Here is a 25,046-nt window from a genome sequence, read left to right as displayed (position 1 = left end):
GCTCAGCCTGCCACCTGACGCTGCGCGGAACCCACGTCCGCACCGTCGCTCGACCCCTCGGCGACGCCGGGAGCACCGACATCGTTGCTGTTCGGCTTGGCCGCAGGCCTGCGAGGGCTGCTGCCGCCTCGCTCCGGCGGCGCCGGCGGCTTCGTGACGACAAAAAACAGCATGCCCAGCGCCGTGAGTACCGCAAGCGCCACAAAGCCAGTCACGTAGCTGCCGGTTGTGTCAGCCACCCACCCTGCAGCGAGGGGGCCGACGATCGGCCCGATCATCACGATGAGCGAACTCACGCCCATGATCGCAGCGAACGCCGAAGAACCGAAGTAGTCGGCTCGTAAGGCTTGCATGAGCGGGCCACGCGCTCCCCAAGCCAGCCCATGAAAGACGACGGACAGCACCACCACGAATGCGTTGGGAGCCCACGCCAGCAGCAGGATGCCACCGGCGTGCCCGAACATGGCCACCGACGCGATGAGCCGCTTGTTGATCCGGTCGCCGAGGTAGCCGCCCACCGCCATGCCGGCAAGCTGCATCAGCGGCAGCGCGGCTGCGAACAGGCTGGCCTGCTGCAGCGAGTAACCCCGTTCGGACGTCAGGTAGAGCTGCAGGTGCGCCATCACCGCGCCGACCACGATCAGGGCGCTCAGGTGACCGAACGAGATGGTCCAGAACGCTCTCGTGCGCATCGCCTCTTTCGCCGTGAAATGGACGTCGGTGAGGCCTTCGGCGCGTACCGTCCTCCCATTGGCAACGATCTTGGCCCCGCCGTCGACCTCTTCGCCGAATTCAGCAGGGCTGCCGTCGAGGTACTTGGCCAGCCACCAAGCGACAGCAGCGCCAGCGACACCGGTGACCGCAGCAGTCGTGCGCCAGCCGAACCACGTGAACATCAGGACCACGAGCGGGACGCACATGCCGCCCAGAGCGAGGCCCATGCCGCCAAGCGCCAGGGCGCGGGCCCGCAGCCGCTCGAACCATCGGACGATCGCGACGGTGACCGTCAGGAACCCGCAGAACGCGCCGCCGACCGACAGGACGAAGAAGGCGCCATAGAACTGCCACAGCGACTGCAGCTGGCTGAACCACACGAAGCCGACCGCCATGCACACGGCGCCTGCTCGGGTAATGGTTTTGGGCCCGAACCGGTCGATCAGCCAGCCCTGCGCCGGCCCCAGCAGCGCCGTCTCGGCGCGATTCACCGCGAACGCGCCCGACAGGGCCGTCTTGCTCCAGCCGTACTCCCGATCGAGCTCCACCAGGTAGGCGCCCAGCGAGTGCATGACGAAGGCGCTCTGCAGCCCCTGGATCACTGCCCCCGCACCCACCACCCTCCATCCGCGGAAGGTGGTGCTGCGTCTGGACATCGTTACATCCTGCCTGATGAGGCGGCTGCTGCGTCGGTTCAGAGCCCCTCTTTGGGCTGATCTAGACTCGTTTTTTTCCTCCAGCCACGCACCAAGTACTCCCAACGGAGCGAGGAGGGCACAACATGGCACGCAACGTGACGGCGGCAATCGTGCAGACCGCCTGGACCGGCGGCAAGGAGTCGATGATCGAGCTCCACGAGAAGTACGTGGCCGAGGCGGCCGCAGCCGGCGCCCGGGTGATGTGCTTCCAGGAGCTGTTCTACGGGCCGTACTTCTGCCAAGTACAAGACGCCGAGTACTACTCCTACGCCGAAGCGATACCTGACGGCCCGACTACCAAGCGCTTCGGCGAGCTCGCGGAACAGCACGAGATGGTGCTCGTGGTGCCGATGTACGAGCGGGAGCAGGCCGGGCTCCTCTACAACACCGCAGCTGTCATCGACGCCGACGGGACCTATCTCGGCAAGTACCGCAAGAACCACATCCCGCAGGTCAAGGGGTTCTGGGAGAAGTTCTACTTCCGGCCGGGCAATCTGGGCTATCCCGTCTTCGAGACCGCGGTCGGGACGGTCGGCGTCTACATCTGCTACGACCGTCACTTCCCCGAGGGCTGGCGTGCCCTCGGGCTGGCCGGCGCGGAGATCGTGTTCAACCCCTCAGCCACCAGCCGGGGGCTGTCCGCATACCTGTGGCAACTCGAACAGACATCTTCCGCAGCGGCGAACATGTACTTCGTCGGGGCCATCAACCGGGTCGGCGTCGAGCCGCTGGGCGACAACGACTTCTACGGCACCTCGTACTTCGCCAACCCCCGGGGGCAGATCGTGGACGGCGCAGCATCGGACCGCGCCGAGGAGCTAGTGGTGCGCGAGCTGGACCTCGAGATGCTCGATGAGGTCCGCAACCAATGGGCCTTCTACCGAGACCGCCGGCCCGATTCCTACGAACCGCTCGTAGCACCTTGAGGGGGTCCGTCAGGACTGGTTGGGGCTTCACAGATCGCGACCTAGGGGGACACGAAGATGACGACGCTGATCAAGGGGGGCACCGTTGTCAGCTCGACCGGAGCGGATCCGGCCGAGGTACTCATCGACGGCGAACAGATCGCCGCGGTGCTGCAACCCGGCAGCGACATCGCCGTCGCAGCCGAGCAAAGCGCTGAGGTCATCGATGCCACCGGGCGGCTTGTGGTGCCCGGCGGGGTGGACGTGCACACGCACATGGAGCTGCCCTTCGGCGGCACCTATGCCTCGGACACGTTCGAGACGGGCACGAGAGCCGCGGCGTGGGGCGGCACCACCACCATCGTGGACTTCGCCGTGCAGCGCTACGGCGAGAACGTGCGCGAGTGCCTCGATGAGTGGATGGCCAAGGCCGAGGGCAACTGCGCGATCGACTTCGGCTTCCACATGATCGTCGGCGGCGTCGACAATGACTCGCTCAAAGAGCTGGACCTGCTGGTCAACGAGGGCATCACCAGCTTCAAGCTGTTCATGGCCTACCCGGGCGTCTTCTATTCCGATGATGGGCAGATCCTGCGGGCGATGCAGCAAGCCGCTGGCAACGGCGGGCTGATCATGATGCACGCCGAGAATGGCCTGGCTATCGATGTGCTGGCCGACCAGGCCTTCGAGCGCGGCGAGACCTCGCCGGTCACCCACGGCTACGTACGCCGCCCCGAACTGGAGTCCGAAGCCACTCACCGGGCCATCCAGCTGGCCAAGGTGGGCGCGGCTCCGCTGTACATCGTGCACCTCTCGGCCGCGGAGGCCCTCGAGCAGGTGGCGCTGGCACGCAACGCAGGCATGAACGTGTTCGCGGAGACCTGCCCGCAATACCTGCATTTCAGTCTGGAGGACCACCTCGACCGGCCCGGCTTCGGGGGCGCCGCCTACGTGTGCTCGACGCCGCTTCGCTCCCGCGAAGACGGCCACCAGGACACCCTGTGGAAGGGGCTGCGGACCAACGATCTGGCCGTCGTGTCCACAGACCATTGCCCGTTCTGCATGAAGGAGCAGAAGGAACTCGGGCTCAACGACTTCCGGGCCATCCCCAATGGCATCGGCGGCGTCGAGCACCGCATGGACATGATCTACCAGGGCGTGGTGACCGGCGAGATCGGCCTGCCTCGCTGGATTGAGCTGTGCGCCACGACCCCTGCTCGCATGATGGGCATGTACCCGCGCAAGGGAATCATCGCCGCAGGTTCCGATGCCGATGTCGTCATCTACGACCCCAACAAGCAGTGGACGATCAGCGTCGACAACCACCACATGAACATCGACCACTCGGCCTATGAAGGGGTCGAGGTGACAGGACATGTCGACACGGTGTTCTCTCGGGGTCGGAAGATCATCGACGACAACCAGTACCTGGGCCGGGCCGGCGACGGCCAGTACCTGCGCCGGGGTCTCTGCCAGTACCTGCAGTAGGGGGCATCACCATGGCCCGACGCAACGGAGCGTTCGGGCAGCGGAACGGATCGGGGGACTGAGAACATGGATTTTGGCGTTGTTCTTCAGACCGATCCGCCTGCGTGGCGAGTGGTTGATCTGGCCCAGCGCGCAGAGACGCTGGGGTTCGACTACGGGTGGACCTTCGACAGCCATGTGCTGTGGCAAGAGCCCTACGTGATCTACAGCCAGATGCTGTCGGCCACGAACCGCATGATTGTCGGTCCGATGGTCACCAATCCGGGAACGCGGAACTGGACGGTCACCGCGTCGCTGTTCGCCACGCTCAACGACATGTTCGGCAACCGGACGGTGTGCGGCATCGGCCGGGGCGACTCGGCCATGCGGGTGCTGGGCCACCGTCCCACCAGCCTGGCCACGCTGTCGGAGTCGATGACGGTCATCAAGTGCTTGGCCGAGGGCCGCGAGGTCACCTACAACGGCACACGTCAGCAGATTCCGTGGTCATCGGGGAGCCGGCTCGACATCTGGATGGCCGCGTACGGACCCAAGGCGCTGCAACTCTGCGGCGAGCAGGCCGACGGGTTCATCCTGCAGCTCGCCGACCCCCAGATCACCGAATGGACCGTTGCCGCCGTCCGCCGTGCCGCGGCTGATGCCGGGCGCAACCCCGATGATCTCTACATCTGCGTGGCAGCGCCCGCCTACGTCGGCGACAACCTCGCCCACCAACGCGATCAATGCCGCTGGTTCGGCGGCATGGTCGGCAACCACGTCGCCGATCTCGTCGAGCGGTACGGCGACACCGGGGGCGGGGTGCCCCAAGCGCTCACCGATTACATCGCTGGGCGCGAGGGCTACGACTACGCCGAGCATGGCAAGGCCGGCAACATCCACACCGACTTCGTGCCCGATGAGGTGATCGACCGGTTCTGCATTCTCGGCGACGCCAGCAGCCATGTCTCGCGCCTGCGCGAACTGCGAGATCTCGGCGTGGACCAGTTCGCCATCTACCTGATGCACGATGCCAAGGACGAAACCCTGAACGCCTACGGCCAGCGGATCATTCCGGCGCTCGCGACCTGACTGGCGAGCCGTGCAAGCAGAGACCGCTCCCGTATCGCCCTCTCCGGCACAATCACCGGCACATTCTCCCGGGTCAAGCCCGTCGGAGACAGACGACCCGATCGTCCGCGACCAGTTCAGTCGCCTGCAAGCTGCGCGCGAGCGCCGCCGAGCACGCACCCGCCGCATTATTCGCCAAGTCGTCGTATTGGCCGCTTTCGTGTGCCTGCTGGGCCTGGCGTACACCGCCTACAAGGCATTCGGTACCGCCATTGACGACGCCCAGTCAGGATGGCTGGTGATCGGGTCGTTCCTGCCGGAGACCACCGACCTCAAGATGCCGCCGGTGCTCGACATACTCGCCGGGATCTTCGAGGAGCCGCGAGGCACAGGCGATCCCTTCTGGACGATCGTCGCCTCCGAGGCAGCGTTCACACTGCGGGAGGCAGCGGTCGGTTTCGCGATCGGGGTCGTGGTGGGTCTGGGCATCGCGATCGCGCTGACGACCTCAGGGCGCTTGGAGCGAGCGCTTGTGCCCCACGTCATCGCCAGCCAAACGATCCCGCTGATCGCGATCGCTCCCATCATCGTGATCTGGGGACGCAAGAGCTTCGATTTCCTGCCATTCGAATGGCAGGACTGGATGTCGGTGTCGATCATCGCCACGTACCTGACGTTCTTTCCGGTGACGATCAACGGCCTGCGGGGCCTGCAATCACCCCGGCCGGAGAATCTCGAGCTGATGGATTCCTACGCCGCGCCTTGGGGACAGACCCTGTGGCGGCTGCGCCTGCCGGCATCGCTGCCATACCTGTTTGCCGCGTTCAAGATCGCGGCGACCGCAAGCGTGGTCGGTGCCATCGTCGGCGAGATCTCCGCTGGGGTGAAGGGCGGGCTCGGCCGCCGGGTGCTGCTCGAAGCCCAGCGCTACACGACCGGACCCGAGCGCCTCTATGTCGCTGTGCTCGGCGCGGCCGCGTTGGGAATCTTCGTATTCGTAGTGATCTCGACGGTGGAGTATGCGCTGGTGGGACGCAAGGGCCGCGAGGCTGTGACATGAACGGCGCGGGCCCATGAGCGATGCGCCCGACGCGAACGGCCCCGACGGCGACATCGCGCCCGATGTCGCGGCCGTCGAACTGGACGGCGTGGGCAAGGTGTTCAACCCGGGTCGGTCCAACGAGGTGAATGCACTGACCGGCATCGATCTGTGCATCGCCCCGGGAGAGTTCGTCACGTTGATCGGCCCGTCGGGCTGCGGCAAGAGCACCTTGCTGCGGCTGATCGCCGCGCTGACCGGCGTGACCGACGGATCTGTCAGCGTCAATGGCAAGACGGCAGACCGGGCCCGGCTCGACCGCGACTACTCGATGGTGTTCCAGCGGGCCGGTCTGTTCGACTGGCGCAACGTGTCGCGCAACATCGAGCTGCCGCTCGAGCTGATGGGTTGGAAAGCGGCCGACCGACGGCAGCGATCGGCCGAGATGCTGGACCTGGTGAAGCTGAGCGAATTCGCCCGGCATCATCCAGCGGAGCTGTCGGGTGGCATGCAGCAGCGCGTCGCCATCGCCCGAGCGATGTCGTTCGATCCGAAGCTGCTGCTGATGGACGAACCGTTCGGCGCACTCGACGAAATGACCCGCGAGCACATGCAGAACGAGCTGCTGCGGATCTGGGCTGAGACGCAGACCACGGTGATCTTCGTGACGCATTCCATCAGCGAGGCGGTGTTCCTGTCCACGAGGGTCGTGGTGATGTCGCCCCGGCCGGGCAGGATCTCGGCGATCATCGACACCGACCTAGGCGAGCGCAGCGAGGCCACCCGCGACCATCCGGAGTACTTCGCCAACGTGACCGCAGTGCGCAACGCGCTGCGAGGAGACCACGCCTCATGACCGCCGCGAAGGCTGTGCTACGCGCATGGCTGCCCCCGGTGGTGGCCGCGGCGATCATGTTCGGCTGCTGGGAAGCCCTGCTGGCCGTGCTGAACCCCGACGGCTTCGTGCTGCCGCCGCCCTCACGCATCGTCAGCGCCCTGTTCGGCGACTTCGACACGATCTCGACTGCGACGGGCATCACAGGATTCATCATCGTCACCGGCTTGATCGCCGGCGTGGCGGTAGGTGCATTGGCAGCAGTGCTCGTAACCGCGTTCCGCTCGGCCCACGAGACCCTGACGCCGCTGGCCGTGGCAGTCAATGCGGTGCCGATCATCGCCCTGGCACCCATCTTCAACGCCTGGTTCGGGATCCTGTCGCCCCGATCCAACCAAGCGGTCGTGGTGGTGCTGGTTTTCTTCCCGGTCTTCATCAACACGACCAGGGGGCTGGGGCAGGTCGAGCCCAGCCAGATCGAGCTCATGGAGTCGTACGGCGCAGGCAAGTGGCGGATCATGCGCGAGGTGCGCATTCCGAACGCGATGCCGTACTTCTTCACCGCGTTGAAGCTCGCCACGTCGCTCGCGGTGATCGCCGCCATCGTGGCCGAGTACTTCGGCGGCCGCCAGGACGCTTTGGGCAACATCATCACCAATTCGGCCGGCCTGACCCGCTACGACGACGCCTGGGCGGCCGTTCTGGCCGGCTCGCTGGTGGGCATCGGCCTCTACGCGATCGCTGTCGTGCTCGAACGGCTCGTCATGCCGTGGTACTTCGCAGCAAGGAGGGCGACATGACCTTGACCTTGGGCGTGAGCGCCCATTGGGAATCCCAACACGGGGGGAAAATATGAAGGTAAGAAAAACACTGATCCGGACGCTGGCGCCGCTGCTGGCGCTCGGCTTGCTAGCCGCGGCGTGCACCGGCGGCGACGACGCAGATGAGCCCGAATTCGAGCCCATCTCTGAGGTGTCGCTGCAGTTGCAGTGGTTCACGCAGGCACAGTTCGCCGGGTACTACGCGGCGCAGGCGCTCGGCTTCTACGAAGACGTCGGGCTCGACGTGACCATCCTCGAGGGCGGCGTCGACATCGTGCCGGCCTCGGTGCTCGACTCCGGTGCCGCGGAATTCGCAGTCTCGTGGGTGCCGAGGGGCCTTGTGCCTCGAGAAGAGGGCGCCAACATCACCAACATTGCTCAGGTGTTCCAGCGAAGCGCCACCTTGCAAGTGTCCTTTGTGGACTCAGGCATCAACTCGGTGGCGGACCTCGAAGGCCGCACCGTGGGCAACTGGGGATTCGGCAACGAATTCGAGCTGCTGGCTGGGCTGCGCCGCAGCGGGCTGGATCCGGATTCTGACATCCAGCTGGTGCAGCAGAACTTCGACATGCTGGCGCTGATCTCCGGCGAGATCGATGCGGCGCAGGCGATGATCTACAACGAGTACGCGCAAGTGCTCGAGACGGTCAACCCAGCCACCGGCGAGCTCTACCAGCCGTCCGATCTCAACATCATCGACTGGAACGACGAGGGAACGGCGATGCTGCAGGATGCCCTGTGGGCTGATGCCGACCGCCTCGATGACGATCCTGCGTACTACGACGCGGCGGTCCGGTTCGTGGAGGCGTCGCTGCGCGGCTGGATCCACTGCCGGGACAACACCGAAGAGTGCGTGCAGATCGTGCTCGACAATGTCCCGACGCTGGGTCAGTCGCACCAGACGTGGCAGATGAACGAGATCAGCGCGCTGATCTGGCCGTCGCCGTTGGGTGCGGGCATCATGGATGCCGACCTGTGGGCGCAGACCGTCGAGGTGGCCACCAGCGAGGGCATCCTGGCTGCCGAGCCCGATGAGGGTGCGTACCGCACCGACATCGCCGAGGCGGCGGTGGCGAATCTGCGGGACGCCGGCGTCGATGTCGTGGGCGACGACTGGGAGCGGATCCCCGTCGTGCTGCTCGAGGGCGGCGAGTAGCCACTCGCACGCTCACCAGACCGATTCGGGGTGGCGGCGGGCTCGCTGCCGCCACCCCGGTCGGCTACCTCCAGCGCCGGACCGGTGCGAGCCGCATGATGGCGGCATCCGTCGCCGGGACCATGAGCGCGCCGCGCGTGGGCCGCAATGGCTTCGCCGACGGACATGATGGAGCGATTAGTTCGCCGAGACCTTCGAGCACGCGGTGGCCGACTCAGATCGACCTGACATGAAACGCGGCCCGTGGCTCACCGCCCGGCAGGTCGATGTGCTCTTGGCTGCTGCAGCGATCATTGCGGTCGGGACGGGTCTGGCGTCGTGGGCGGTGGGCACCGGCTGGGGCCGCTGGCTGACCGTCACGCACGCCCTCGCCGGCCTGACCCTGCTGGTGCTGGCCCCCGCCAAACTCCGCGGCTCGGTGCGCACCGGGTTGAAGCGCCGCCGCACCACCCGATGGCTGTCGATGCTGCTCGGAGCTCTCGTCGTCGCGACCGTCGTGCTCGGGGTATTGCACGCAACCGGGCTGTGGCACGGCGTGGGCTACTGGTCGGCGTTGTGGACCCACGTCCTGCTGGTCGCGTTCGTGGTCCCGCTGCTGGTGTGGCACATCGTCAGCCGGCCGGGCCGTCCCGGCATCGCCGACCTCGACCGCCGGGCGTTCATCGGCGGCGCCATCGCAATGGCGGCTGCAGGCGCGGCCTACTGGATCCAGCAGCTGGTGGTGGGCGACAACCGACGATTCACCGGCTCACACGAGATCGGCTCGTTCACGCCCGCCGAGATGCCGACGACCATGTGGCTCAACGACAGGTCGCCTCGGGTGGCCGTGTCGGACTGGGAGCTCACGGTCGCCGGTGAGCCGGTACAGCTGCAGACCCTCCACGATCGAGCCACCTCGTTGACCGCCGACCTCGACTGCACCGGCGGATGGTGGAGCCGCCAGTCGTGGGACGCAGTGCCGTTGGCCGAGCTGCTCCCAGCCATCGACGCGCCCACGCTGGAAGTCACATCGCTGACCGGCTACAGCCGCCTGTTCCCCGCCCGCGACGCGGCAAATCTGTATCTGGCCGTCGGCTACGGCGGTGAACCGCTGCGTCGAGGCCACGGCGCCCCGGTGCGGCTAGTAGCGCCCGGCAGGCGAGGCTTCTGGTGGGTCAAGTGGGTGACCCGTATCGACGTCGTCAGCCGCCCATGGTGGCTCCAGCTCCCCTTCCCGGCGGAATAGCGGAAGACACGCTCAATGCCGCGGGCGTGACGGGACGAGCGACCGTCAGATGCCTGAATCCGTTCGGCAAAGTCAGATGCCGACGCGGATTTGCAGGTTGCGGGGGCCTCGGATCTGCGAGCCTCCCCATTCGGCGCTGCGGCCGTCCGCATCGGTGGCGAGCTCGAAGTTCGGAAAGCGTGCGAGCCACTCTTCGAGCGCGACCTTGAGCTCCATGCGGGCCAGGTTCGAACCCAGGCAGCGGTGGATGCCGATGCCGAAGGCGACGTGCCGGTTGTGGGCGCGATCTATGAGGACCTCGTCGGGACGGTCGAACATGGCGGGGTCACGATTGCCTGCCCCGAACGGCAGATACACCTTGTCGCCCTTGGGGACCGGGCAGCCACTGATCTCGGCGTCGTCGGTGGCGCTGATCCGTGCCATGGTCACCGGTGCGTAGGCCCGCAGGAACTCCTCGATGGCCGAATCGAGCAGTTCCGGCTCGGCCAGCAGACGCTCGCGGTCGTCGGGATAGGTCGCCAAGTGCAGTAGGCTGGCCGAGATCGAGCTCCAGGTGGTGTCGATACCTGCGAGCAGCAACAGGAAACCGACACCAGTGATGTGGCGGTTGGTGAGCGGGTCGCCGTTCGGCAGCCGCATGTCGATCAGCTTCGAGGGAAGATCATCTGCACGTTCCTCGCGGCGAGCGTCAACGAGGTCGCCGAAGTACTTCAGCACTTCGCGGGTCGCCAGGGCTCGGTGGTCGTGCTCCTCCGGCGTGGCCTGCAGCACGGCGACAGCCCAGCGAGTGAACATCGGCTCGTCCGATTCGGGCAGGCCCAGGATGCGGGCGATCACCCGCACCGGGATGTACTTGGAGAATGCGTCGGCCGCATCGACTACCCCGGAACCACCTCGGTTCGCCCCCGTCTGCGCGGCAATGACGTCGAGGCGCTCACGGGCGATGCTGCGCGTCACCTCGACGAGGTCCTCCACTGCCTTGGGCGAGAAGAACGGCAGCAGCATCCGGCGAGCGTCGGCATGAAACGGCGGATCGGAGGTGATCGGCGGGGCCGAGATGAAGGACGCACCTTCAGGCGTCCGAGCCACCGAGCTGTCGCGTGAGCTGAAGTTGTCGGTGTCGTACGCCACTGCCGCGATGTCATCCCAGGTGGTGGGCATCCACCCGCCGCCGTTCCGCTCACTGTGCGCGACGGGGCACTCGGTGCGCAGTTCGTCCCAGACCCGCGATGGGTCCGCGATGTACTCGTCGCTGAAGATGTCGAAGTCGCGCTCGACACCACCGTGATCAACACCGGTCGTCGTGCTCACGGCAGCCTCCTCGTCTGCGGCCCAGCAGTCCGGGACAGTGCCAGCGTAGGTCAGACGCTCGGAGGGGAACGCATGTGCAGTCTCAGTAATACTATGAACTATCGGCATGCCCTAGTGAATGGCGCCACTTCTAATCTGCGGGCATGCACTTCACCCGACCGTCTGAACCACGGCTGGAGCCCTTGGAGTGGGCAGCCGAGCTCGCACGCGAAGCAATGAAATCATCGCCCGCGAACGTGGTGAACATGCGGGCGATTATGGCTCACAACCGCCTCGTCTCCAAGGCGATGGGCATGTTCTCCCAGACCATCCTGCTGCAGTTCGAAGACGACCTCACCCGGCGAGACGTGGAGATCGCCGTGCTGCGGACGTGCTGGAACTGCGGCTCGGCGTACACGTTCGGCCAGCACGGTCTCGTGGCGCTGGTCGACGGCGTGACCGAAGCAGAGCTCTACTACGCGACGCGCCCCATCTCCCAAGGTCACTGGACGCCCGCCGAGGCCGCCATGATCCAACTCGTCGACGATCTGTGTGCCGACGACTGCGTATCCGACGCCGCTTGGGCCGAAGCCGCGCAGCACTACAGCGCCGCCGACATGTGCCAACTGCTCGCCGTGTCGGGTTGCTACCGCATGGTCTGTGGTTTCAACAACAGCGCCGGCGTGCAACTCGAAGAAGGCGTCCCCGGCTGGCCCGCACCGCCAGAAGCATCCCCATCCTGAGCCGCCGGCTGGCGCGCACCGACCGAAGCTCGCCCGAGACTCCCCAATCCTCAGCCGCCCGTCTGCCCTCGCAGCCATGCGCCTGGCCCTGCGCAGCTAGCGTCCGCGCCATGAAGTCCGACATGGGAGACGTTGGACCAGCCGGGGGCGCTGGGGGGACCAGCGAGCCCGAGCCGGTAGTGCTGTACGACGAGGTCGACACGGTCGCGTTCATCACGCTGAACCGGCCCGAACGCATGAACACCCTCACCGAGAGTGTCATCGCCGGTGTGGCAGACGGCATCGACCGGGCGACAGCATCCCGCAACGTCCGCTCGATTGTCCTGCGCGGCAATGGCCCGACGCTCACGGCCGGCTACGACCTCAACCCCGGCGGGGGCAGCGGCTCAGACGCCGAAGAGCTGTACGACTCGTGGGGCAGCCCGTACAGCGCCCCCGGTCCCAAGCCCCGCGACGGCGCATGGGACCCGGTGCGCGACTGGCAGTTCATGGGCCACAACGTCAAGCGGTTCATGAAGATCTGGGAATGCCCCAAGCCGGTGCTGGGCCAGATCCATGGCTGGGCGATCGGCGGGGCCACCGACATGATCCTGTGCTGCGACCTGCTGTTCATGGCCAATGACGCCCACATCGGCTACGCCCCCTCGCGCATCTACGGCACGCCCACCACGATGATGTGGGTGTACCGGCTGGGCCTCGAGCACGCCAAGCAGTTCCTGCTGTCGGGCGATGCCATCGACGCGCAGACGGCGCACCGCATCGGACTGGTCGCCTACGTGCACCCGCCCGACGAACTCAGCGAACGGGTCGAGGCGTTCGCCCGGCGGCTGGCGCACATTCCCGCCAACCAGCTCGCGCTCAACAAGCTGCTGATCAACCAGGCCTTCGAGAACATGGGCCTGCGGACCAGCCAGCTGCTCGGCACGTTCTTCGATGGCGTAACCCGCCACACTGAAGAGGCCTACCGCTGGGTGGAGGACTTCGAGACCAAGGGATTCCGCCAAGTCATCTCCGAGCGCGACGCACCCCACGGCGACTACGGCGAGCGGCCGCGATGAGCCCGACCGACGCGGATTGCGGCCGCTGCAGCGACCGCCGGCAGATCCCCGGAGGAAGCTGTGGCTGAGCAGCCGGCTCTGGTGCTGCTGCACGGGCTGGGCGCGAACCGCTTTGTATGGGACCCGCTCATCGGGGCGATGCCGTGGGATGGTGCCATCGTGGTGCCCGACCTGCGCGGCCACGGCGGTGCCGAATGGCGAGACTTGTACTCCTTCGGCGCGATGGCCGCCGATGTGGCCGAAGTGCTCGCCGACGAGCATCGAGACACCCCGTATGTGGTGCTGGGCCATTCGATGGGCGGCATCGTCGGCTTGGCGCTCGCCAGCGGCTGGTTCGGACCGCCGCCGGTGCTGGCCGCCACGATCGGCGTCAAACTGCGCTGGTCGGATGAAGAACTCGGACGCATTGCGGACCTGGCCAGCCGGCCGCCGCGAGAGTTTCCCGATCGCGACGGCGCCGTCGAGTGGTTCATGAAGCTCGCCGGCCTGTACGGCGTGTTCGATGCCGATGACAAGCGAATCGAGTTGGCTATCGAAGCCGGTGTCATGCGCACAGACACCGAGCTGCGCTTCACCGAAGATGGCGAACCGATGCGCATCGATCCCCCCGTGCCCGCACCGGGTTGGTGCGCAGCGCAGGACCCTGCCACCGTCGAAGTGGGCCCGCCCGACATGGCCGGTCTGCTCGCCGCAGCGAAGTGCACGGTCGCCATGGCGATCGGAGAGCACGACCCGCTTGTCGCGTCGGATCATCATGCTGACTTGGCCGCGTTCGCAGCGGCCAACCCTCACGCTGCGGGCGTCACGGCGCCACTTGTGTTTGCCAGCCTCGGTCACAATGCCATGGTCGAGGACCCGCAGGCGATTGTCGACTGGCTTGCGACGTTGCCAGGGTTCGCTGACGTCCTCTGATCGGTGACCTGGCGCAGGGCCAGCGCAGGCTGGCTCAGCCCTCTTCGAGCGGCAGCTCTCCGGAGATCTTTACGCATTCGCCGCCGTCGATGTCCATGACATGACCGGTCATCCACGAGCCTGCAGCGGACAGGAACAGGGCAGCCTCGCCGATGTCGGACGGCTCGCCGAGCCGCTTCATGGGCAGCTGGTCGGCGATCATCTGCCCACGCGGCCCATCCCACAGCACCCGCGCAAAATCGGTGCGGATCAGACCCGGCGCAATGCAGTTGACGCGCATCTTCGGCCCCAGCTCGGCTGCGAGCTGCCGGGTCATGTGCATCAGCGCGTCCTTGAACATGCAGTAGACACCCAGCGCTTCGGACGTGTGATGGCCGCCGACCGACGCGATGTTGATCACCGAGCCGCCGTGTTCGCCCATCCACATCTGCCTCGCAATCTGCGTCCACTGCAGCGGCGCCCGCAGGTTGACTTCGTAGGTCTTGTCGAGGCGCGGGATGTCGCAGTCGACCATCGGACCGGCCCAAGGATTCGTGGCCGCATTGTTCACCAGGATGTCCAGCGATCCAAAGCGCTCGATGGTCTCGCCCATCACCCGCTCGGCCTGATCGAGGTGGCCGATGTGCGCAGCGACGTAGCTCGCCTCGCCGCTGGCGGTCTCGGCCAGTTCGGCCACTGCCGCCTCGCACTTGTCGGCCTTGCGGCTCGTGATCATCACGTTCGCGCCTGCATCGGCGAACGACTTCGCGATGCCCTTGCCGATGCCAGCGGAGCCGCCGGTCACGAGCGCTGTCTTGCCATCCAATCGCAGTTCCATGGGAAATACCTTTCAATCGTGAGTGAGCGCGTGCGCGCCTCGTTCGTACAGGTCGAGTCCGACGCGGTCAGTTCTTGCCGATCTGGTCCCAAGGGCCGCCGTCGGCACGCGGCTCGCGTGGAAGGCCGAGCACCCGGTCGCCGATGATGTTGCGCTGCACCTCCGAAGTGCCCGAATAGATCGTCCCCGGCCGTGCGCCCATGAACGTCTGCACCCATGACAGCGAGGAGAACTCCGCCCCCACTGCGTCGGTTTCGATGCCGTTGACCGCGGGATGTCCGCTGGGCGCAGTCGCTTCCATGCCCAGCAGACCCATCGAGAACTCAGTGATCCAGTGGTGGTACTCGCTCCACAGCAGCTTGTGCAGCGATGACTCCGGCCCAGGTGCCTTGCCGGCCAGCACGTTGGTGATGTTGCGCTGGCCCATCCACTTCATGATCTCGACCTTGGCGTGTGCCCGAGCGAGATCCTGACGCACGAGCGGGTCGTCAGTGGCGCCACGCTCGACGGCCACAGCCGTGATGCGGTTGAGCTCGTCACGGAACCGCAGTGCGTCGGTCGTGGCTCCGTCGCCGCGCTCGAAGCCCAGCAGCATGTTTGCCACACGCCAGCCGTCGTTCACGTCGCCGACGACGTTCTCCTTCGCCGTCTTCGCGTCGGCGAAGAACACCTCGTTGAAGTCGTGCCGGTTGTTGATGTTGATGATCGGGCGCATCTCCACACCGGGCTGATCCACCGGCACCAGCAGGAACGAGATGCCGCGATGCTTGGCCTCGGTGGGATCGGTGCGGCACAGCACGAAGATCCAGTTGGCGGTATGGCCGCTGGAGGTCCAGATCTTCTGGCCGTTGATCACCCACTCGTCGCCGTCGAGCACCGCACGGGTGCCCAGGTTGGCGAGGTCCGAGCCGCTGTTCGGCTCGCTGTAACCCTGGCACCAGCGATGCTCGCCCGAGATGATCTTGGGCAGGAAGTGGCGCTTCTGCTCCTCGGTACCGCACTCGATGATGACGTTGCCGACCATCCCGATGCTGAACAGGTCGTTGTCGTTGCCGACCGGGACCCCAGCCTTCGCGAACTCCTCAGCCAGAACGACTCGTTCCACCTCGCTGAGCCCGGCGCCGCCGTAGGAGACCGGCCACGACACGGCCAGCAGCTGATTCTCCGACAGCAACGACCGCCACTCCTCGACGAACTGGTCGCAAGCCTCCTCGTCGAGCGATCCCATCCCGCTCCATTCGGCGGGCAGGTGCTCTGCCAGGAAGGCCTGGATCTTCTCGCGGTAGTCCTCGGCCTCTTCGGCATAGGTGGGATCCATCGTCGCGCTCCCCTGCGTGAGATGCAGATCAGTCTCTCAGCTCTTGCCGATCTGGTTCCACGGGCCGCCGTCGGCACGCGGTTCACGCGGCAGCCCGAGCACCCGGTCGCCCACGATGTTGCGCTGCACTTCCGACGTGCCTGCGTAGATCGTCCCGGGCCTCGCGCCCATGAACGTCTGCACCCACGCCAGCGAGGAGAACTCCGCCCCCACTGCGTCGGTATTGATGCCGTTCACCGCGGGATGTCCGCTCGGCGCAGTTGCCTCCATGCCGAGCAGATCCATCGAGAACTCGGTGATCCAGTGGTGATACTCGCTCCACAGCAGCTTGTGCAGCGACGACTCGGGCCCGGGGGCCTTGCCCGCCAGCACGTTGGTGATGTTGCGCTGGCCCATCCACTTCATGATCTCGACCTTGGCGTGCGCTTGAGCGAGGTCCTGACGCACGAGCGGATCGTCGGTTGCACCCCGCTCGACGGCTTCGGCCGTGATTCGGTCGAGCTCGTCGCGGAATCGGAGCGCATCGGTGGTGGCGCCATGGCCCCGCTCGAAGCCGAGCAGCACGTTGGCGACCCGCCAACCGTCGTTCACATCGCCGACGACGTTCTCTTTCGCGGTCTTGGCGTCGGTGAAGAACACCTCGTTGAAGTCGTGCCGGTTGTTGATGTTGATGATCGGGCGCATCTCGACGCCGGGCTGGTCGACCGGGACCAGCAGGAACGAGATGCCGCGGTGCTTGGCCTCAGTGGGGTTGGTGCGGCACAGCACGAAGATCCAGTTGGCGGTGTGGCCGCTGGAGGTCCAGATCTTCTGGCCATTGATCACCCATTCGTCGCCGTCGAGCACGGCGCGTGTGCCCAGGTTGGCGAGGTCTGAACCGCTGTCGGGCTCGCTGTAGCCCTGGCACCAGCGATGCTCGCCCGAGATGATCTTGGGCAGGAAGTGACGCTTCTGCTCCTCGGTGCCGCACTCGATGATGGCGTTGCCGACCATCGTGATGCTGAACCCGTCGTTGTCGCCGCCGACGGGGACCCCAGCCTTGGCGAACTCCTCGGCCATCACGACACGCTCGACCTCGCTGAGCCCGGCGCCGCCGTATTCGACCGGCCATGAGACGGCCAGCAGCTGATTCTCCGACAGCAGCGCCCGCCATTCCTCGACGAACTGGTCGCGGGCCTCTTCGTCGAGGGAACCCATGCCGCCCCAGTTGGCAGGCAGGTGCTCGGCCAGGAAGGCCTGGATCTTCTCGCGGTAGTCGTCGGCCTCGTCGGTGTAGGTGGGATCCATCGTTGCGCTCCCCTGTTATCCGTCGCTGAGTCTGCCACGCGACCGGTTGGATAGCTCAGGGGCGCGCCGCGACGGAGGCGGCAGGGCCCTCTGCTCCGGGAATCCAGCAGGTTCCAACCTCGCAGAGTTCCCTGCCGCCTCCGTCGCTAGGACATCTGTGCCAATCCGTGCGTGCTCTTACGGCCGGTAGCCGAAGGAACTCGGCCCGGGCCGGAGCGAGCGGCGGGCGAGATCCACCCACTCGCACAGCACCGGTCGGGTGTCACGCGGGTCGATGATCTCCTCGATCTCGAAGAACTCTGCGGAGCGGTGCGGCGAGCGGACGCTGTTGAGCCTCTCGCGGATCTCCTCCAGCAGCTCATCGGGTGTGTCGCTGTCGGCGAGGTCCTGCTTGTAGGCCACCTCGAGGCCACCTTCGATGGGCAGCGAGCCCCAGTCGCCCGAGGGCCACGCCACCCGGAAGCTGCGAGCGCCTGGCTGGTTGTTGGCTGCGCCCGCGACGCCGAATGCCTTGCGGATGACCACACAGGCGAACGGCGCGGTGAGCTGACCCAGTGCTGCGAGGGCAGCCGATCCGAAGCGGATGGTCCCGCTCTCCTCGGACTCCTTGCCGATCAGGAAGCCCGGGCAGTCCGCGAGGTGCACCACCGGCAGGTGGAACGTGGAGGCGGTGTCGAGCAGGCGGATGAGCTTGCGGCAGCTGTCCGCAGTCCAACCGCCGCCGTACACGTAGGGGTCCTCCCCGAAGATCGCCACCGGCCACCCGTCGAGGCGGGCCAGGCCGGTGATGATCGAACGCCCCCAGCGGCTGCCGATCTCGAAGAAGCTGCCCTGATCGCAGACCGATTCGATGATCGAGCGCATCTTGTAGACACGCCGTGGCTCGCGGGGCACGATCGAGATCAGCTCGTCGTCACGCCGCTGAGGGCTGTCGCCGCTCAGCACCCGCTCGGGCAGCTCGTCCACGTTGGCGGGCAGGTACGAAAGGAACCGGCGTGCGCGCTCGAACGCCTCTTCTTCGCTGTCGACCACATCGTCTATGGCGCCGTTGGCCGTGTGGATGTCCGCGTGGCCGAGTTCCTCTTTGCCGTGATCGCCGAGCGAGGCCTGCTCGACCAGCGCCGGCCCGGCGATCATCATCTGCGCGGTGTCGCGCACGATGACCGAGTAGTGAGCGGTGGCCACCCGGGCGGCGCCGATGCCCGCCACCGAGCCCAGCGCCAGCGACACCGACGGGGCCACCGAGAGGTGGTTGACGATGACGTCCCAGCCCCGCAGTTCGGGGATGTATGTGCGGCCCGCCATCTCGATGGACTTCACCGAGCCGCCGCCGCCCATGCCGTCCACCAGTCGGAATCGTCGTATTCCGCGACGCCGGCGGTCTTGCCGATCTCGTGGAACGAGCCCTTGTCGGCCATGGCGTCGATGCGCTCGCGCACGGTCATCTTGCCGAAAAAGTGCTGCCGCTCGACCTTGTCGGGTCCGCCGAGTGCCTCGGCGAACGCTTCGCGGCGGCGCAGCTCGGCGATCTCAGGCTCCCAGCTCATGCGACCCCCGTTCCGGCTGCTCGCTTCTGATCAGCAATTCCGCACAGAGCGTACGGCGACACTGTGGGTGCCTGCCGGTGATGCGGGGGAACCTCGCTCAGCCGGCGGTTGGATCCACCAGCAGCTTGATCGACGTGTTGCGCCGGGTGGCGAGGTCGTCGATCGTCTGGGGCAGTTCGTCGAGCGTGACCGTGCCCTGCACCAGCGGGGCGACACTGATGCGGCCGTCGGCGATGAAGCCGGCGGCGGCGCGCATCTCGTCGAGGGTGAACGCCAGCGATGTGTCCACCGAGATCTCCTTGAACAGCCAGCGGTTGGGGCGGATGGTGGCGTCGCTGCCGGTCACGCCCACGATGCACACCGAGCCGCCGAAACGCACCATGTCGGCCGATTGCTGGATGGTCTGAGGGATGCCGGCGCAGTCGAAGGCGATGTCGGCTCGCAGGCCATCCGTGGCTTCATTCACCGCTTCCCGCATCCCTGCACCGGGTGCGACAGCCGCATCGACCCCGAGTTCGAGCGCAAGGGCGCGGCGCTCGGCGTCGGGCTCCACCGCGATCACCGTGCCCGCGCCCGCGAGACGCGCACACTGGGCGACCAGCAGTCCGATCGGTCCGCAGCCGACGACGCATGCCACGTCGCCAGGCTGCAAGCGGCTGCGTCGGACCGCGTGCAGCGCTACGGAAACTGGCTCGATCACCGCAGCGTCGTCGTTGCTGAGCTCGGGGGGCACACGCACCAGCCGGTCCGCGCTCGCTGCCATGAAGGGCGCGAAGCCGCCCGAGACCGGCGCGTTCTCTCCTATGTAGTACGAGCGCGCCACCGAGCAGTAGGCGGGGTGATCGGCCCGGCATTCTGGGCATCGTCCGCAGCCCGGTGCCAGTCCGCCCGTGACGCGGTCACCCATGCCCACCACGCGGACCTCGGCATCCACGGCGACAACGGTGCCGACCCACTCATGGCCGCAGATGCCCGGCGCGTAGGGCCAGCCCTCGGCATATGCGTGCACATCGCTGCCGCAGATCCCGCACAGCGAGATCTCCACCAGCGCCTCGCCCGGCCCGGGCGTCGGCTCCTCGACCTCCCGTAGCTCGAACTGTTCCTTGCCGGTCACCAGTCCCGCGCGCATGCCACATGGTCGCGCACTACTGGCCCCAGCGCACCGGACCTCGGCGTCGGCGGCAGCGCCCAGATTGAGCGCCGGACCGCGCCCAGAAATATGGTGCGCGTATGGAATTGAGACTTGACGGCCGCACAGCGCTGATCACCGGGGGCAGCCGGGGCGGCGAGGTTGCGCGAGCACACGCCGAGGCGATGGCAGCGTGCGGTCCGATCGACATCCTCGTGAACAACTCCGGGACATCGAATGCCAAGCCATTTCTCGACATCGACGATGACGACTGGCAGGACGACCTCGATCTGAAGCTCTTCTCGGCAGTACGCCTCTGCCGACTTTGCATTCCTCACATGCGCGATCAGCGCTGGGGCCGCATCATCAACTCGCTGAACGTCGGTGCGAAAGCAGCGAGCGCGCAGACGTGCCCCACCTCAGCCAGTCGTGCCGCCGGTCTGGCGATGACCAAGGCGCTGGCGTCAGAATTCGCCCCTGACGGCGTGCTGGTCAACGCGCTCATCACCGGACTGCTGGTGACACACCAATGGCAGACGCGCTGGGAACGCGAGGCCCACGACACCGCCTTCGAGGAATTCACCGCGGCCATCGGGAATCGCATCCCCGTAGGGCGCATGGGCGACGCCCAAGAGTTCGCCAACCTGGCCCTGTTCCTCGCCAGTGACGCCGCCAGCTACGTCACCGGCACCGCAATCAACATCGACGGCGGCCTGACCCCCGTCGTCTAGGGCTCGAACCGATTGGCACAGATGCCATAGCTGCGGAGGCGGCAGGAGACTCTGCGACGTTGCGACCTGCTGGATCGCTGGTCGCAGAGGGTTCTGTCGCCTCCGCAGCGGGCGCACTACTTAGCCGGGGGCGAGTGCGTCGAACTTGTCCATGAGGCCAGGCGGCGGGCGGCGGGGCTTGCCGCCGTTGTCGCAGATGGCCGCTGTCAAGTGGCCCTCCACCAGCACCGCATCGTCGGACTCGCGGATGATCCGCTGCTGCCACCGCGTGCTCGCACGGCGACGCTCGACCAATTCGGTCTCGACGCGCAGCGTGTCGCGGGCGGTCGCCGGCGCCCGGAAACGCACCTCAAGGTTCGTCACCACGATCTGGACATCTTGATCTGAGAGGTCCGGCAGTGCGAGACCGGCGGATTCCAGCGCCAGGCAGCGGGCCGCCTCGAAATACGACACATAGACCGCGTGGTTGACGTGGTTGTACGGATCCAGCTCGCCGAATCGAGGCACGATCTGGGTCGCGTGCGTCGCCATCGGCGGAACGCTAGTGGGGCGTCATGGCGGGCCGGCTGAGCCCATCTGCTGAACCAACATCATCAGGGCCGCCCGGTGCTCCCTCTAGCGTTGCGATGCGTGAGCGTCATCGCGGCGATCGATGTCGGAACGAACTCGTTCCACCTCGTTGTCGCATCGGTCGATGCAGATGGCCATTTCGAAGTGCTGACACGCGAACGCGAGCCGGTCCGGCTGGGCTCGGGCGGCGAGGACATGAAGCGCCTTACCGCCGACGCCATGGATCGCGGCATCGCGGCGCTCGACCGCATGCGACGCATCGCTGATCACGCCGGCGCCGCCACCATCACAGCCGTGGCCACCAGCGCGGTACGCGAGGCCGACAACCGAGGCGAGTTTGTGGCGCGGGCCCTTTCCGAGGCCGGAGTGGACATCCAGGTGGTCTCCGGCATCGAGGAGGCCCGACTGATCCATCTGGGCGTGATGGCGGCCGTCCCGCTGCTCGACAAGCGGCACCTGGTCATCGACATCGGCGGCGGCTCCACTGAGTTCATCGTCGGCGACGGTGCCGAGCCCCTGCTGATGCGCAGTCTCAAGCTCGGCTCAATCCGGCTTACCGACCGCTTCTTCCCTGAGGGCCGCTCGCGTAAGCGTGCTGTTCGCGAGTGCCGCATCCACATCGAGTCGTTCCTCGGCCACTTGCCAGCCGAGATCGGTGAGCTCGGTTTCGAGACTGCTGTCGGCTCGTCGGGAACCATCATGGCTTTGGCGCGCATGTGCGCCCTCCGGCGCGGCGATCGCGACAGCCGTACCGGCCGGCTGTCGTTCACAGCCAAGGAACTGCGTTCCCTCACAGCAGATCTCGCCAATGCCATGACTCCGGCGCGCCGGCTCGACATCGAAGGGCTGGAGGAACGCCGGGCCGACATCATCGTGGGCGGCGCGCTGTTGCTGTCGGAGACGTTCAAGCTGCTTGGCATCAAGCGCATGGAAGTATCCGACTACGCCCTGCGGGAGGGGATCCTGTTCGAGCAGATGCGGCGAGCCGCTGCGCCGGGGCTGGATCCGTTCCACCGTCTCGAAGACCTGCGGCGCTCGGGAGTCATGTACGTGGCGAACAGCTACCACGAGGACCTGGGACACGCCGAGCACATCACCGACCTGGCACTCGAGTTGTTCGACGGCCTGAGTTCTCAGCACGGGCTCGGCGAAGAAGACCGGGAGCTGTTCGAGGCAGCCTCGCTGCTGCACAACGTGGGGATATTCATCTCCCACAGCGCCCACCACCGTCACAGCTACTACATCATCCGCAACAGTGAGCACCTCACCGGATTCACCGAACGCGAGATCGAGATCATCGCCCAGGTCGCTCGCTATCACCGCAAGAGCGCGCCCAAGTCCAAGCATGCCGACTTCGCCTCTCTGGGCTCAGCAGACAAGAACAAGGTGCGCTGGATGGCGGCAATGCTGCGCGTGGCGATCGGCCTTGACCGCTCCAATCGTCAGGTGGTGACGCGCATCCGCGTCGCGCACGAGCCCGGGGAGTCGGACCGACTGCTCAGCAATGAACTCCGGCTGGTCGCACGCGTCTCACCCGGTGTTGACACCTCCGTCGAACTCTTCACAGCCCGAGCCCGCAGCGAACTGCTCGAATCGGTCACCGGACGCACCGTGGTGATCGAGTCTGAAACAGCCGAGACCGGTCGGGCCACTCACCCCACCAATGGGATGCGCAGCAGCCAGCCCACCAGGATCACGTCCGGGTCGGTCAGCGCACCGCCATAGGCCTGCTCGCGGCCTTCATTCGCCTCGAAGATGAGCGGCCAGCGTGCCCCGTGGCCAAGGCGCGCCGCTGCGATCTTCCAGAGGAAGTCGCCCGGCTGGACGGTATAGAGCATGTAGTCGCCGTCATCGGCATCGCCATCGGGCGCTTCGCCAGACGCCGACTCCATCACCCGATTGCCGCCGTCGGCGGGGTACTGCTCGGCGCTGATCATGCCGCTCAGGTCTTCGACGATGTAATCCGCCAGTGCCTGCTGGTAAGTGACCCCGAGGCGGGTGAAGGCGATGTCTCCCAACGGGTAGCAGTCTCCGCCGCCGGCGAGGAAGTCGACCGTGGCGAGCGCCACCGGGTCACCAGGCACCACCTCGCCATCGGTGACGATCTGGGTGCCGTCGTCCAGAATCACCTCGCGCAGACGTGTGCCGGCGGGTTCGATGAGCCCGCAGTTGCCGTCGCGGTCGATTCCCTGCCCGGTGCCGTCTGGGTCGTAGACGACGGTCATGCCCGAAACGTGCGGGAACTGGCCCGACGCACGCGGCAGCGCGCTCAGCGCCCGCTCGAGCAACTCGGCCAGCGTGGCGCGCGGCACTTCGGCGGTGACCAGCACGTTGTTGAACGGGGCGATGTCCCAGGTGGTGCCCACACTCACCGTGCCTGCACCGATGACCGAGTCGTTGCGGAGTCCGCCGCCGTTGGTCACCGCCACCTGCGGGGCCGCCACACCGAAGCCGGAGGCGAGATGCGCGCCGCGCACCCGCAGCGCGTCGGCCATCAGGCTGCCGACGTTGGTGGACTGGCTGCGCAAGACCGGCTTGCGACCCTCAAGCTCGACATCGCTCGTGCCGAGGGCGGTGCTGCCCACCAGCGCCACCTCGGCGGTCAGCGGCTCGACAACGTCGGCCTGCACCGTGGCGTCGGGATCACGGTCGAGCGCGACGCCGATCGAGGCGCCTGCGGCCGCCGTGACATTCCCGTCGGCGTCGAAGGTCACCTCCAGCTTGCCGATGCAGCGGTAAGCACCTGGCGCAGTAACCACCGGCACCCGGCTGCCCGCCGCATCGTCCGCCCACATCGGGTACGGCGCCACCGGCTCCTCGTCGGGCTGACAGGTGTCGCCGGGGTTCGCCAGCAGGTCATCGCCGCCGCCGGCGATCACCACGTCGACGCCCCTGAGCTCGCCGACCAACGCCACCTCTTCATTCACGTCTTGCAGGTGGCTGACCAGGATGATCTTGTTGACGCCGTCAGCGGCCAGGCGATCGGCTTCTGCCTGCACGGCGGGTAGCACTGCGCTGACCACCGCCCTGCGCGGGCTCGAGATATTCGGCAGCCACGGCGTCACCGCTCCGATGACGCCGATGCGCTCGCCGCCAGTCTCGATCACGGTCGACGGCGCCACCAGTCCCCGTTCGGCCAAGGCGGCCAACTCCGGCTCGGCAGAGACGTCGATGTTGGCGCTCAGGAACGGGATCGGCGGATCGAAGCCCTCGATGAAGCGGGCTGTCACGTCGGGTCCGAAATCGAAATCGTGGTTGCCAAGCGCCATGGCGTCGTAGATGCCGCTGAGCGCAACCGAGTCGTACATCGGGCCCTCGCGATCGAGCGACACGCCCAGCTCTAGCGAGGCGAGGAAGTTGTCGCCGGAGGTCAGCGTCACTACTGACCCGGCCTCGGCGGCCGCAGCCTGCAACTCGCGCATCGCGGCCACGAACCTCGCCACCCCCGGGAAGCCCGACTCGACGTCGGGCAGCAGCTTCGACTCGCCGTCGTTGTTGTGCAGGATCGTGAGCGTCACCGGACCCGCAGAGATGAGCGTGGGCGTTGCACCGCCGTCGTCATCGGCTTGGGCACCCGACGGCAACGCTGCCAGCGGCACCGCCAGCAACATGGCGATGGCCGCCGCGGCCCAGCGGACGAGCCCGACTCGATGTCGGCGCAGTCCTGCGTCGTTCAGCTTGGTCACAGCCACGTGCTGCCTCCTCAGTTCATTCGT

General features: G+C 66.7%; 21 protein-coding genes and 1 pseudogene. 13 read left to right on the top strand and 9 right to left on the bottom strand.

Annotated features, from left to right (window positions below):
- Nucleotides 1-2 precede the first annotated feature (2 nt).
- Nucleotides 3-1,370 (bottom strand): MFS transporter, encoded by a 1,368-nt coding sequence (locus VI480_RS07630; RefSeq protein WP_323672229.1) that lies wholly within the window; start codon nucleotides 1,368-1,370, stop codon nucleotides 3-5.
- A gap of 125 nt (nucleotides 1,371-1,495) precedes the next feature.
- On the opposite strand from VI480_RS07630, the gene VI480_RS07625 reads away from it, so the two are divergent.
- The 8 genes from VI480_RS07625 (at nucleotide 1,496) to VI480_RS07590 (ending at nucleotide 9,928) form a co-directional block, all read left to right on the top strand.
- Nucleotides 1,496-2,338: a nitrilase-related carbon-nitrogen hydrolase gene (locus VI480_RS07625; protein ID WP_323672228.1), complete on the top strand. Its 843-nt coding sequence runs from the start codon at nucleotides 1,496-1,498 to the stop codon at nucleotides 2,336-2,338.
- Nucleotides 2,339-2,395: 57 nt separating this feature from the next.
- A complete protein-coding gene (gene hydA / locus VI480_RS07620; RefSeq protein ID WP_323672227.1) occupies nucleotides 2,396-3,805 on the top strand; it encodes a dihydropyrimidinase in 1,410 nt (469 codons plus the stop codon).
- 66 nt (nucleotides 3,806-3,871) lie between these two features.
- Nucleotides 3,872-4,873 (top strand): TIGR03842 family LLM class F420-dependent oxidoreductase, encoded by a 1,002-nt coding sequence (locus VI480_RS07615; protein ID WP_323672226.1) that lies wholly within the window; start codon nucleotides 3,872-3,874, stop codon nucleotides 4,871-4,873.
- A 187-nt stretch (nucleotides 4,874-5,060) separates the two neighbouring features.
- The gene (locus VI480_RS07610) at nucleotides 5,061-5,912 is read left to right on the top strand and encodes an ABC transporter permease (protein WP_323672225.1); all 852 of its coding nucleotides are present in this window, start codon (nucleotides 5,061-5,063) and stop codon (nucleotides 5,910-5,912) included.
- A gap of 13 nt (nucleotides 5,913-5,925) precedes the next feature.
- A complete protein-coding gene (locus VI480_RS07605; RefSeq protein WP_323672224.1) occupies nucleotides 5,926-6,747 on the top strand; it encodes an ABC transporter ATP-binding protein in 822 nt (273 codons plus the stop codon).
- A complete protein-coding gene (locus VI480_RS07600; RefSeq protein WP_323672223.1) occupies nucleotides 6,744-7,526 on the top strand; it encodes an ABC transporter permease in 783 nt (260 codons plus the stop codon). Before VI480_RS07605 ends, VI480_RS07600 begins: the two co-directional genes overlap by 4 nt.
- 52 nt (nucleotides 7,527-7,578) lie before the next feature.
- Nucleotides 7,579-8,703, top strand: coding sequence for an ABC transporter substrate-binding protein (locus VI480_RS07595; protein WP_323672222.1), 1,125 nt, complete (start codon nucleotides 7,579-7,581; stop codon nucleotides 8,701-8,703).
- A 229-nt stretch (nucleotides 8,704-8,932) separates the two neighbouring features.
- The gene (locus VI480_RS07590; RefSeq protein ID WP_323672221.1) at nucleotides 8,933-9,928 is read left to right on the top strand and encodes a molybdopterin-dependent oxidoreductase; all 996 of its coding nucleotides are present in this window, start codon (nucleotides 8,933-8,935) and stop codon (nucleotides 9,926-9,928) included.
- Between the two features lie 72 nt (nucleotides 9,929-10,000).
- Here VI480_RS07590 and VI480_RS07585 read toward each other — a convergent pair whose 3' ends face one another.
- Nucleotides 10,001-11,239 (bottom strand): cytochrome P450, encoded by a 1,239-nt coding sequence (locus VI480_RS07585; protein ID WP_323672220.1) that lies wholly within the window; start codon nucleotides 11,237-11,239, stop codon nucleotides 10,001-10,003.
- Nucleotides 11,240-11,382: 143 nt separating this feature from the next.
- Between VI480_RS07585 and VI480_RS07580 the strand changes: the two genes are divergently transcribed.
- From VI480_RS07580 to VI480_RS07570, 3 genes are all read left to right on the top strand, one after another.
- Nucleotides 11,383-11,961 (top strand): hypothetical protein, encoded by a 579-nt coding sequence (locus VI480_RS07580; protein ID WP_323672219.1) that lies wholly within the window; start codon nucleotides 11,383-11,385, stop codon nucleotides 11,959-11,961.
- Between the two features lie 110 nt (nucleotides 11,962-12,071).
- Nucleotides 12,072-13,019, top strand: a complete 948-nt coding sequence (locus tag VI480_RS07575) for a crotonase/enoyl-CoA hydratase family protein (protein WP_323672218.1) — start codon at nucleotides 12,072-12,074, stop codon at nucleotides 13,017-13,019.
- Nucleotides 13,020-13,079: 60 nt separating this feature from the next.
- A complete protein-coding gene (locus tag VI480_RS07570) occupies nucleotides 13,080-13,931 on the top strand; it encodes an alpha/beta hydrolase (protein ID WP_323672217.1) in 852 nt (283 codons plus the stop codon).
- Between the two features lie 34 nt (nucleotides 13,932-13,965).
- Here the strand turns inward: VI480_RS07570 and VI480_RS07565 are convergent, their stop codons facing one another.
- The 5 genes and pseudogenes from VI480_RS07565 to VI480_RS07540 form a co-directional block, all read right to left on the bottom strand.
- Nucleotides 13,966-14,748, bottom strand: a complete 783-nt coding sequence (locus VI480_RS07565) for an SDR family oxidoreductase (protein WP_323672216.1) — start codon at nucleotides 14,746-14,748, stop codon at nucleotides 13,966-13,968.
- Nucleotides 14,749-14,815: 67 nt separating this feature from the next.
- Entirely contained in the window at nucleotides 14,816-16,066 is a 1,251-nt protein-coding gene (locus VI480_RS07560) for an acyl-CoA dehydrogenase family protein (protein ID WP_323672215.1), read from the bottom strand.
- A 36-nt stretch (nucleotides 16,067-16,102) separates the two neighbouring features.
- Entirely contained in the window at nucleotides 16,103-17,353 is a 1,251-nt protein-coding gene (locus VI480_RS07555; RefSeq protein ID WP_323672214.1) for an acyl-CoA dehydrogenase family protein, read from the bottom strand.
- 177 nt (nucleotides 17,354-17,530) lie between these two features.
- Nucleotides 17,531-18,900, bottom strand: a pseudogene (locus VI480_RS07550) (acyl-CoA carboxylase subunit beta).
- A gap of 97 nt (nucleotides 18,901-18,997) precedes the next feature.
- Nucleotides 18,998-20,029: a zinc-dependent alcohol dehydrogenase gene (locus tag VI480_RS07540; RefSeq protein ID WP_323672212.1), complete on the bottom strand. Its 1,032-nt coding sequence runs from the start codon at nucleotides 20,027-20,029 to the stop codon at nucleotides 18,998-19,000.
- 101 nt (nucleotides 20,030-20,130) lie between these two features.
- Here VI480_RS07540 and VI480_RS07535 point away from each other — a divergent pair, with 101 nt between their 5' ends.
- Nucleotides 20,131-20,760 carry an SDR family oxidoreductase gene (locus VI480_RS07535; protein WP_323672211.1) on the top strand — a complete coding sequence of 210 codons (630 nt, stop codon included), beginning with the start codon at nucleotides 20,131-20,133 and terminating at the stop codon, nucleotides 20,758-20,760.
- A 120-nt stretch (nucleotides 20,761-20,880) separates the two neighbouring features.
- On the opposite strand, the gene VI480_RS07530 is transcribed toward VI480_RS07535, so the two are convergent.
- A complete protein-coding gene (locus VI480_RS07530) occupies nucleotides 20,881-21,291 on the bottom strand; it encodes an acyl-CoA thioesterase (RefSeq protein WP_323672210.1) in 411 nt (136 codons plus the stop codon).
- A 99-nt stretch (nucleotides 21,292-21,390) separates the two neighbouring features.
- Between VI480_RS07530 and VI480_RS07525 the strand changes: the two genes are divergently transcribed.
- Entirely contained in the window at nucleotides 21,391-23,055 is a 1,665-nt protein-coding gene (locus VI480_RS07525; protein WP_323672209.1) for a Ppx/GppA phosphatase family protein, read from the top strand.
- Here the strand turns inward: VI480_RS07525 and VI480_RS07520 are convergent.
- Nucleotides 22,983-25,022: a 5'-nucleotidase C-terminal domain-containing protein gene (locus tag VI480_RS07520; protein WP_323672208.1), complete on the bottom strand. Its 2,040-nt coding sequence runs from the start codon at nucleotides 25,020-25,022 to the stop codon at nucleotides 22,983-22,985. The two genes, VI480_RS07525 and VI480_RS07520, sit on opposite strands and share 73 nt — an antisense overlap.
- Nucleotides 25,023-25,046 lie beyond the last annotated feature (24 nt).

The organism is Candidatus Poriferisodalis multihospitum (assembly GCF_028283155.1).
GTDB classification, from domain to species: domain Bacteria; phylum Actinomycetota; class Acidimicrobiia; order Acidimicrobiales; family Poriferisodalaceae; genus Poriferisodalis; species Poriferisodalis multihospitum.
Note: the sequence above shows the minus strand (reverse complement) of the source record. Positions and strands in the feature narration are given on the sequence as shown.

Bases quoted from the DNA above. Each gene is read 5' to 3' on its own strand.
- VI480_RS07560 (WP_323672215.1), bottom strand. From the start codon at position 16,066: ATGGATCCCACCTATGCCGAAGAGGCCGAGGACTACCGCGAGAAGATC.
- VI480_RS07565 (WP_323672216.1), bottom strand. From the start codon at position 14,748: ATGGAACTGCGATTGGATGGCAAGACAGCGCTCGTGACCGGCGGCTCC.
- VI480_RS07590 (WP_323672221.1), top strand. From the start codon at position 8,933: ATGAAACGCGGCCCGTGGCTCACCGCCCGGCAGGTCGATGTGCTCTTG.
- VI480_RS07575 (WP_323672218.1), top strand. From the start codon at position 12,072: ATGAAGTCCGACATGGGAGACGTTGGACCAGCCGGGGGCGCTGGGGGG.
- VI480_RS07540 (WP_323672212.1), bottom strand. From the start codon at position 20,029: ATGCGCGCGGGACTGGTGACCGGCAAGGAACAGTTCGAGCTACGGGAG.
- VI480_RS07625 (WP_323672228.1), top strand. From the start codon at position 1,496: ATGGCACGCAACGTGACGGCGGCAATCGTGCAGACCGCCTGGACCGGC.
- hydA (WP_323672227.1), top strand. From the start codon at position 2,396: ATGACGACGCTGATCAAGGGGGGCACCGTTGTCAGCTCGACCGGAGCG.
- VI480_RS07615 (WP_323672226.1), top strand. From the start codon at position 3,872: ATGGATTTTGGCGTTGTTCTTCAGACCGATCCGCCTGCGTGGCGAGTG.
- VI480_RS07530 (WP_323672210.1), bottom strand. From the start codon at position 21,291: ATGGCGACGCACGCGACCCAGATCGTGCCTCGATTCGGCGAGCTGGAT.
- VI480_RS07600 (WP_323672223.1), top strand. From the start codon at position 6,744: ATGACCGCCGCGAAGGCTGTGCTACGCGCATGGCTGCCCCCGGTGGTG.
- VI480_RS07535 (WP_323672211.1), top strand. From the start codon at position 20,131: ATGGAATTGAGACTTGACGGCCGCACAGCGCTGATCACCGGGGGCAGC.
- VI480_RS07555 (WP_323672214.1), bottom strand. From the start codon at position 17,353: ATGGATCCCACCTACACCGACGAGGCCGACGACTACCGCGAGAAGATC.
- VI480_RS07605 (WP_323672224.1), top strand. From the start codon at position 5,926: ATGAGCGATGCGCCCGACGCGAACGGCCCCGACGGCGACATCGCGCCC.
- VI480_RS07595 (WP_323672222.1), top strand. From the start codon at position 7,579: ATGAAGGTAAGAAAAACACTGATCCGGACGCTGGCGCCGCTGCTGGCG.
- VI480_RS07580 (WP_323672219.1), top strand. From the start codon at position 11,383: ATGCACTTCACCCGACCGTCTGAACCACGGCTGGAGCCCTTGGAGTGG.
- VI480_RS07630 (WP_323672229.1), bottom strand. From the start codon at position 1,370: ATGTCCAGACGCAGCACCACCTTCCGCGGATGGAGGGTGGTGGGTGCG.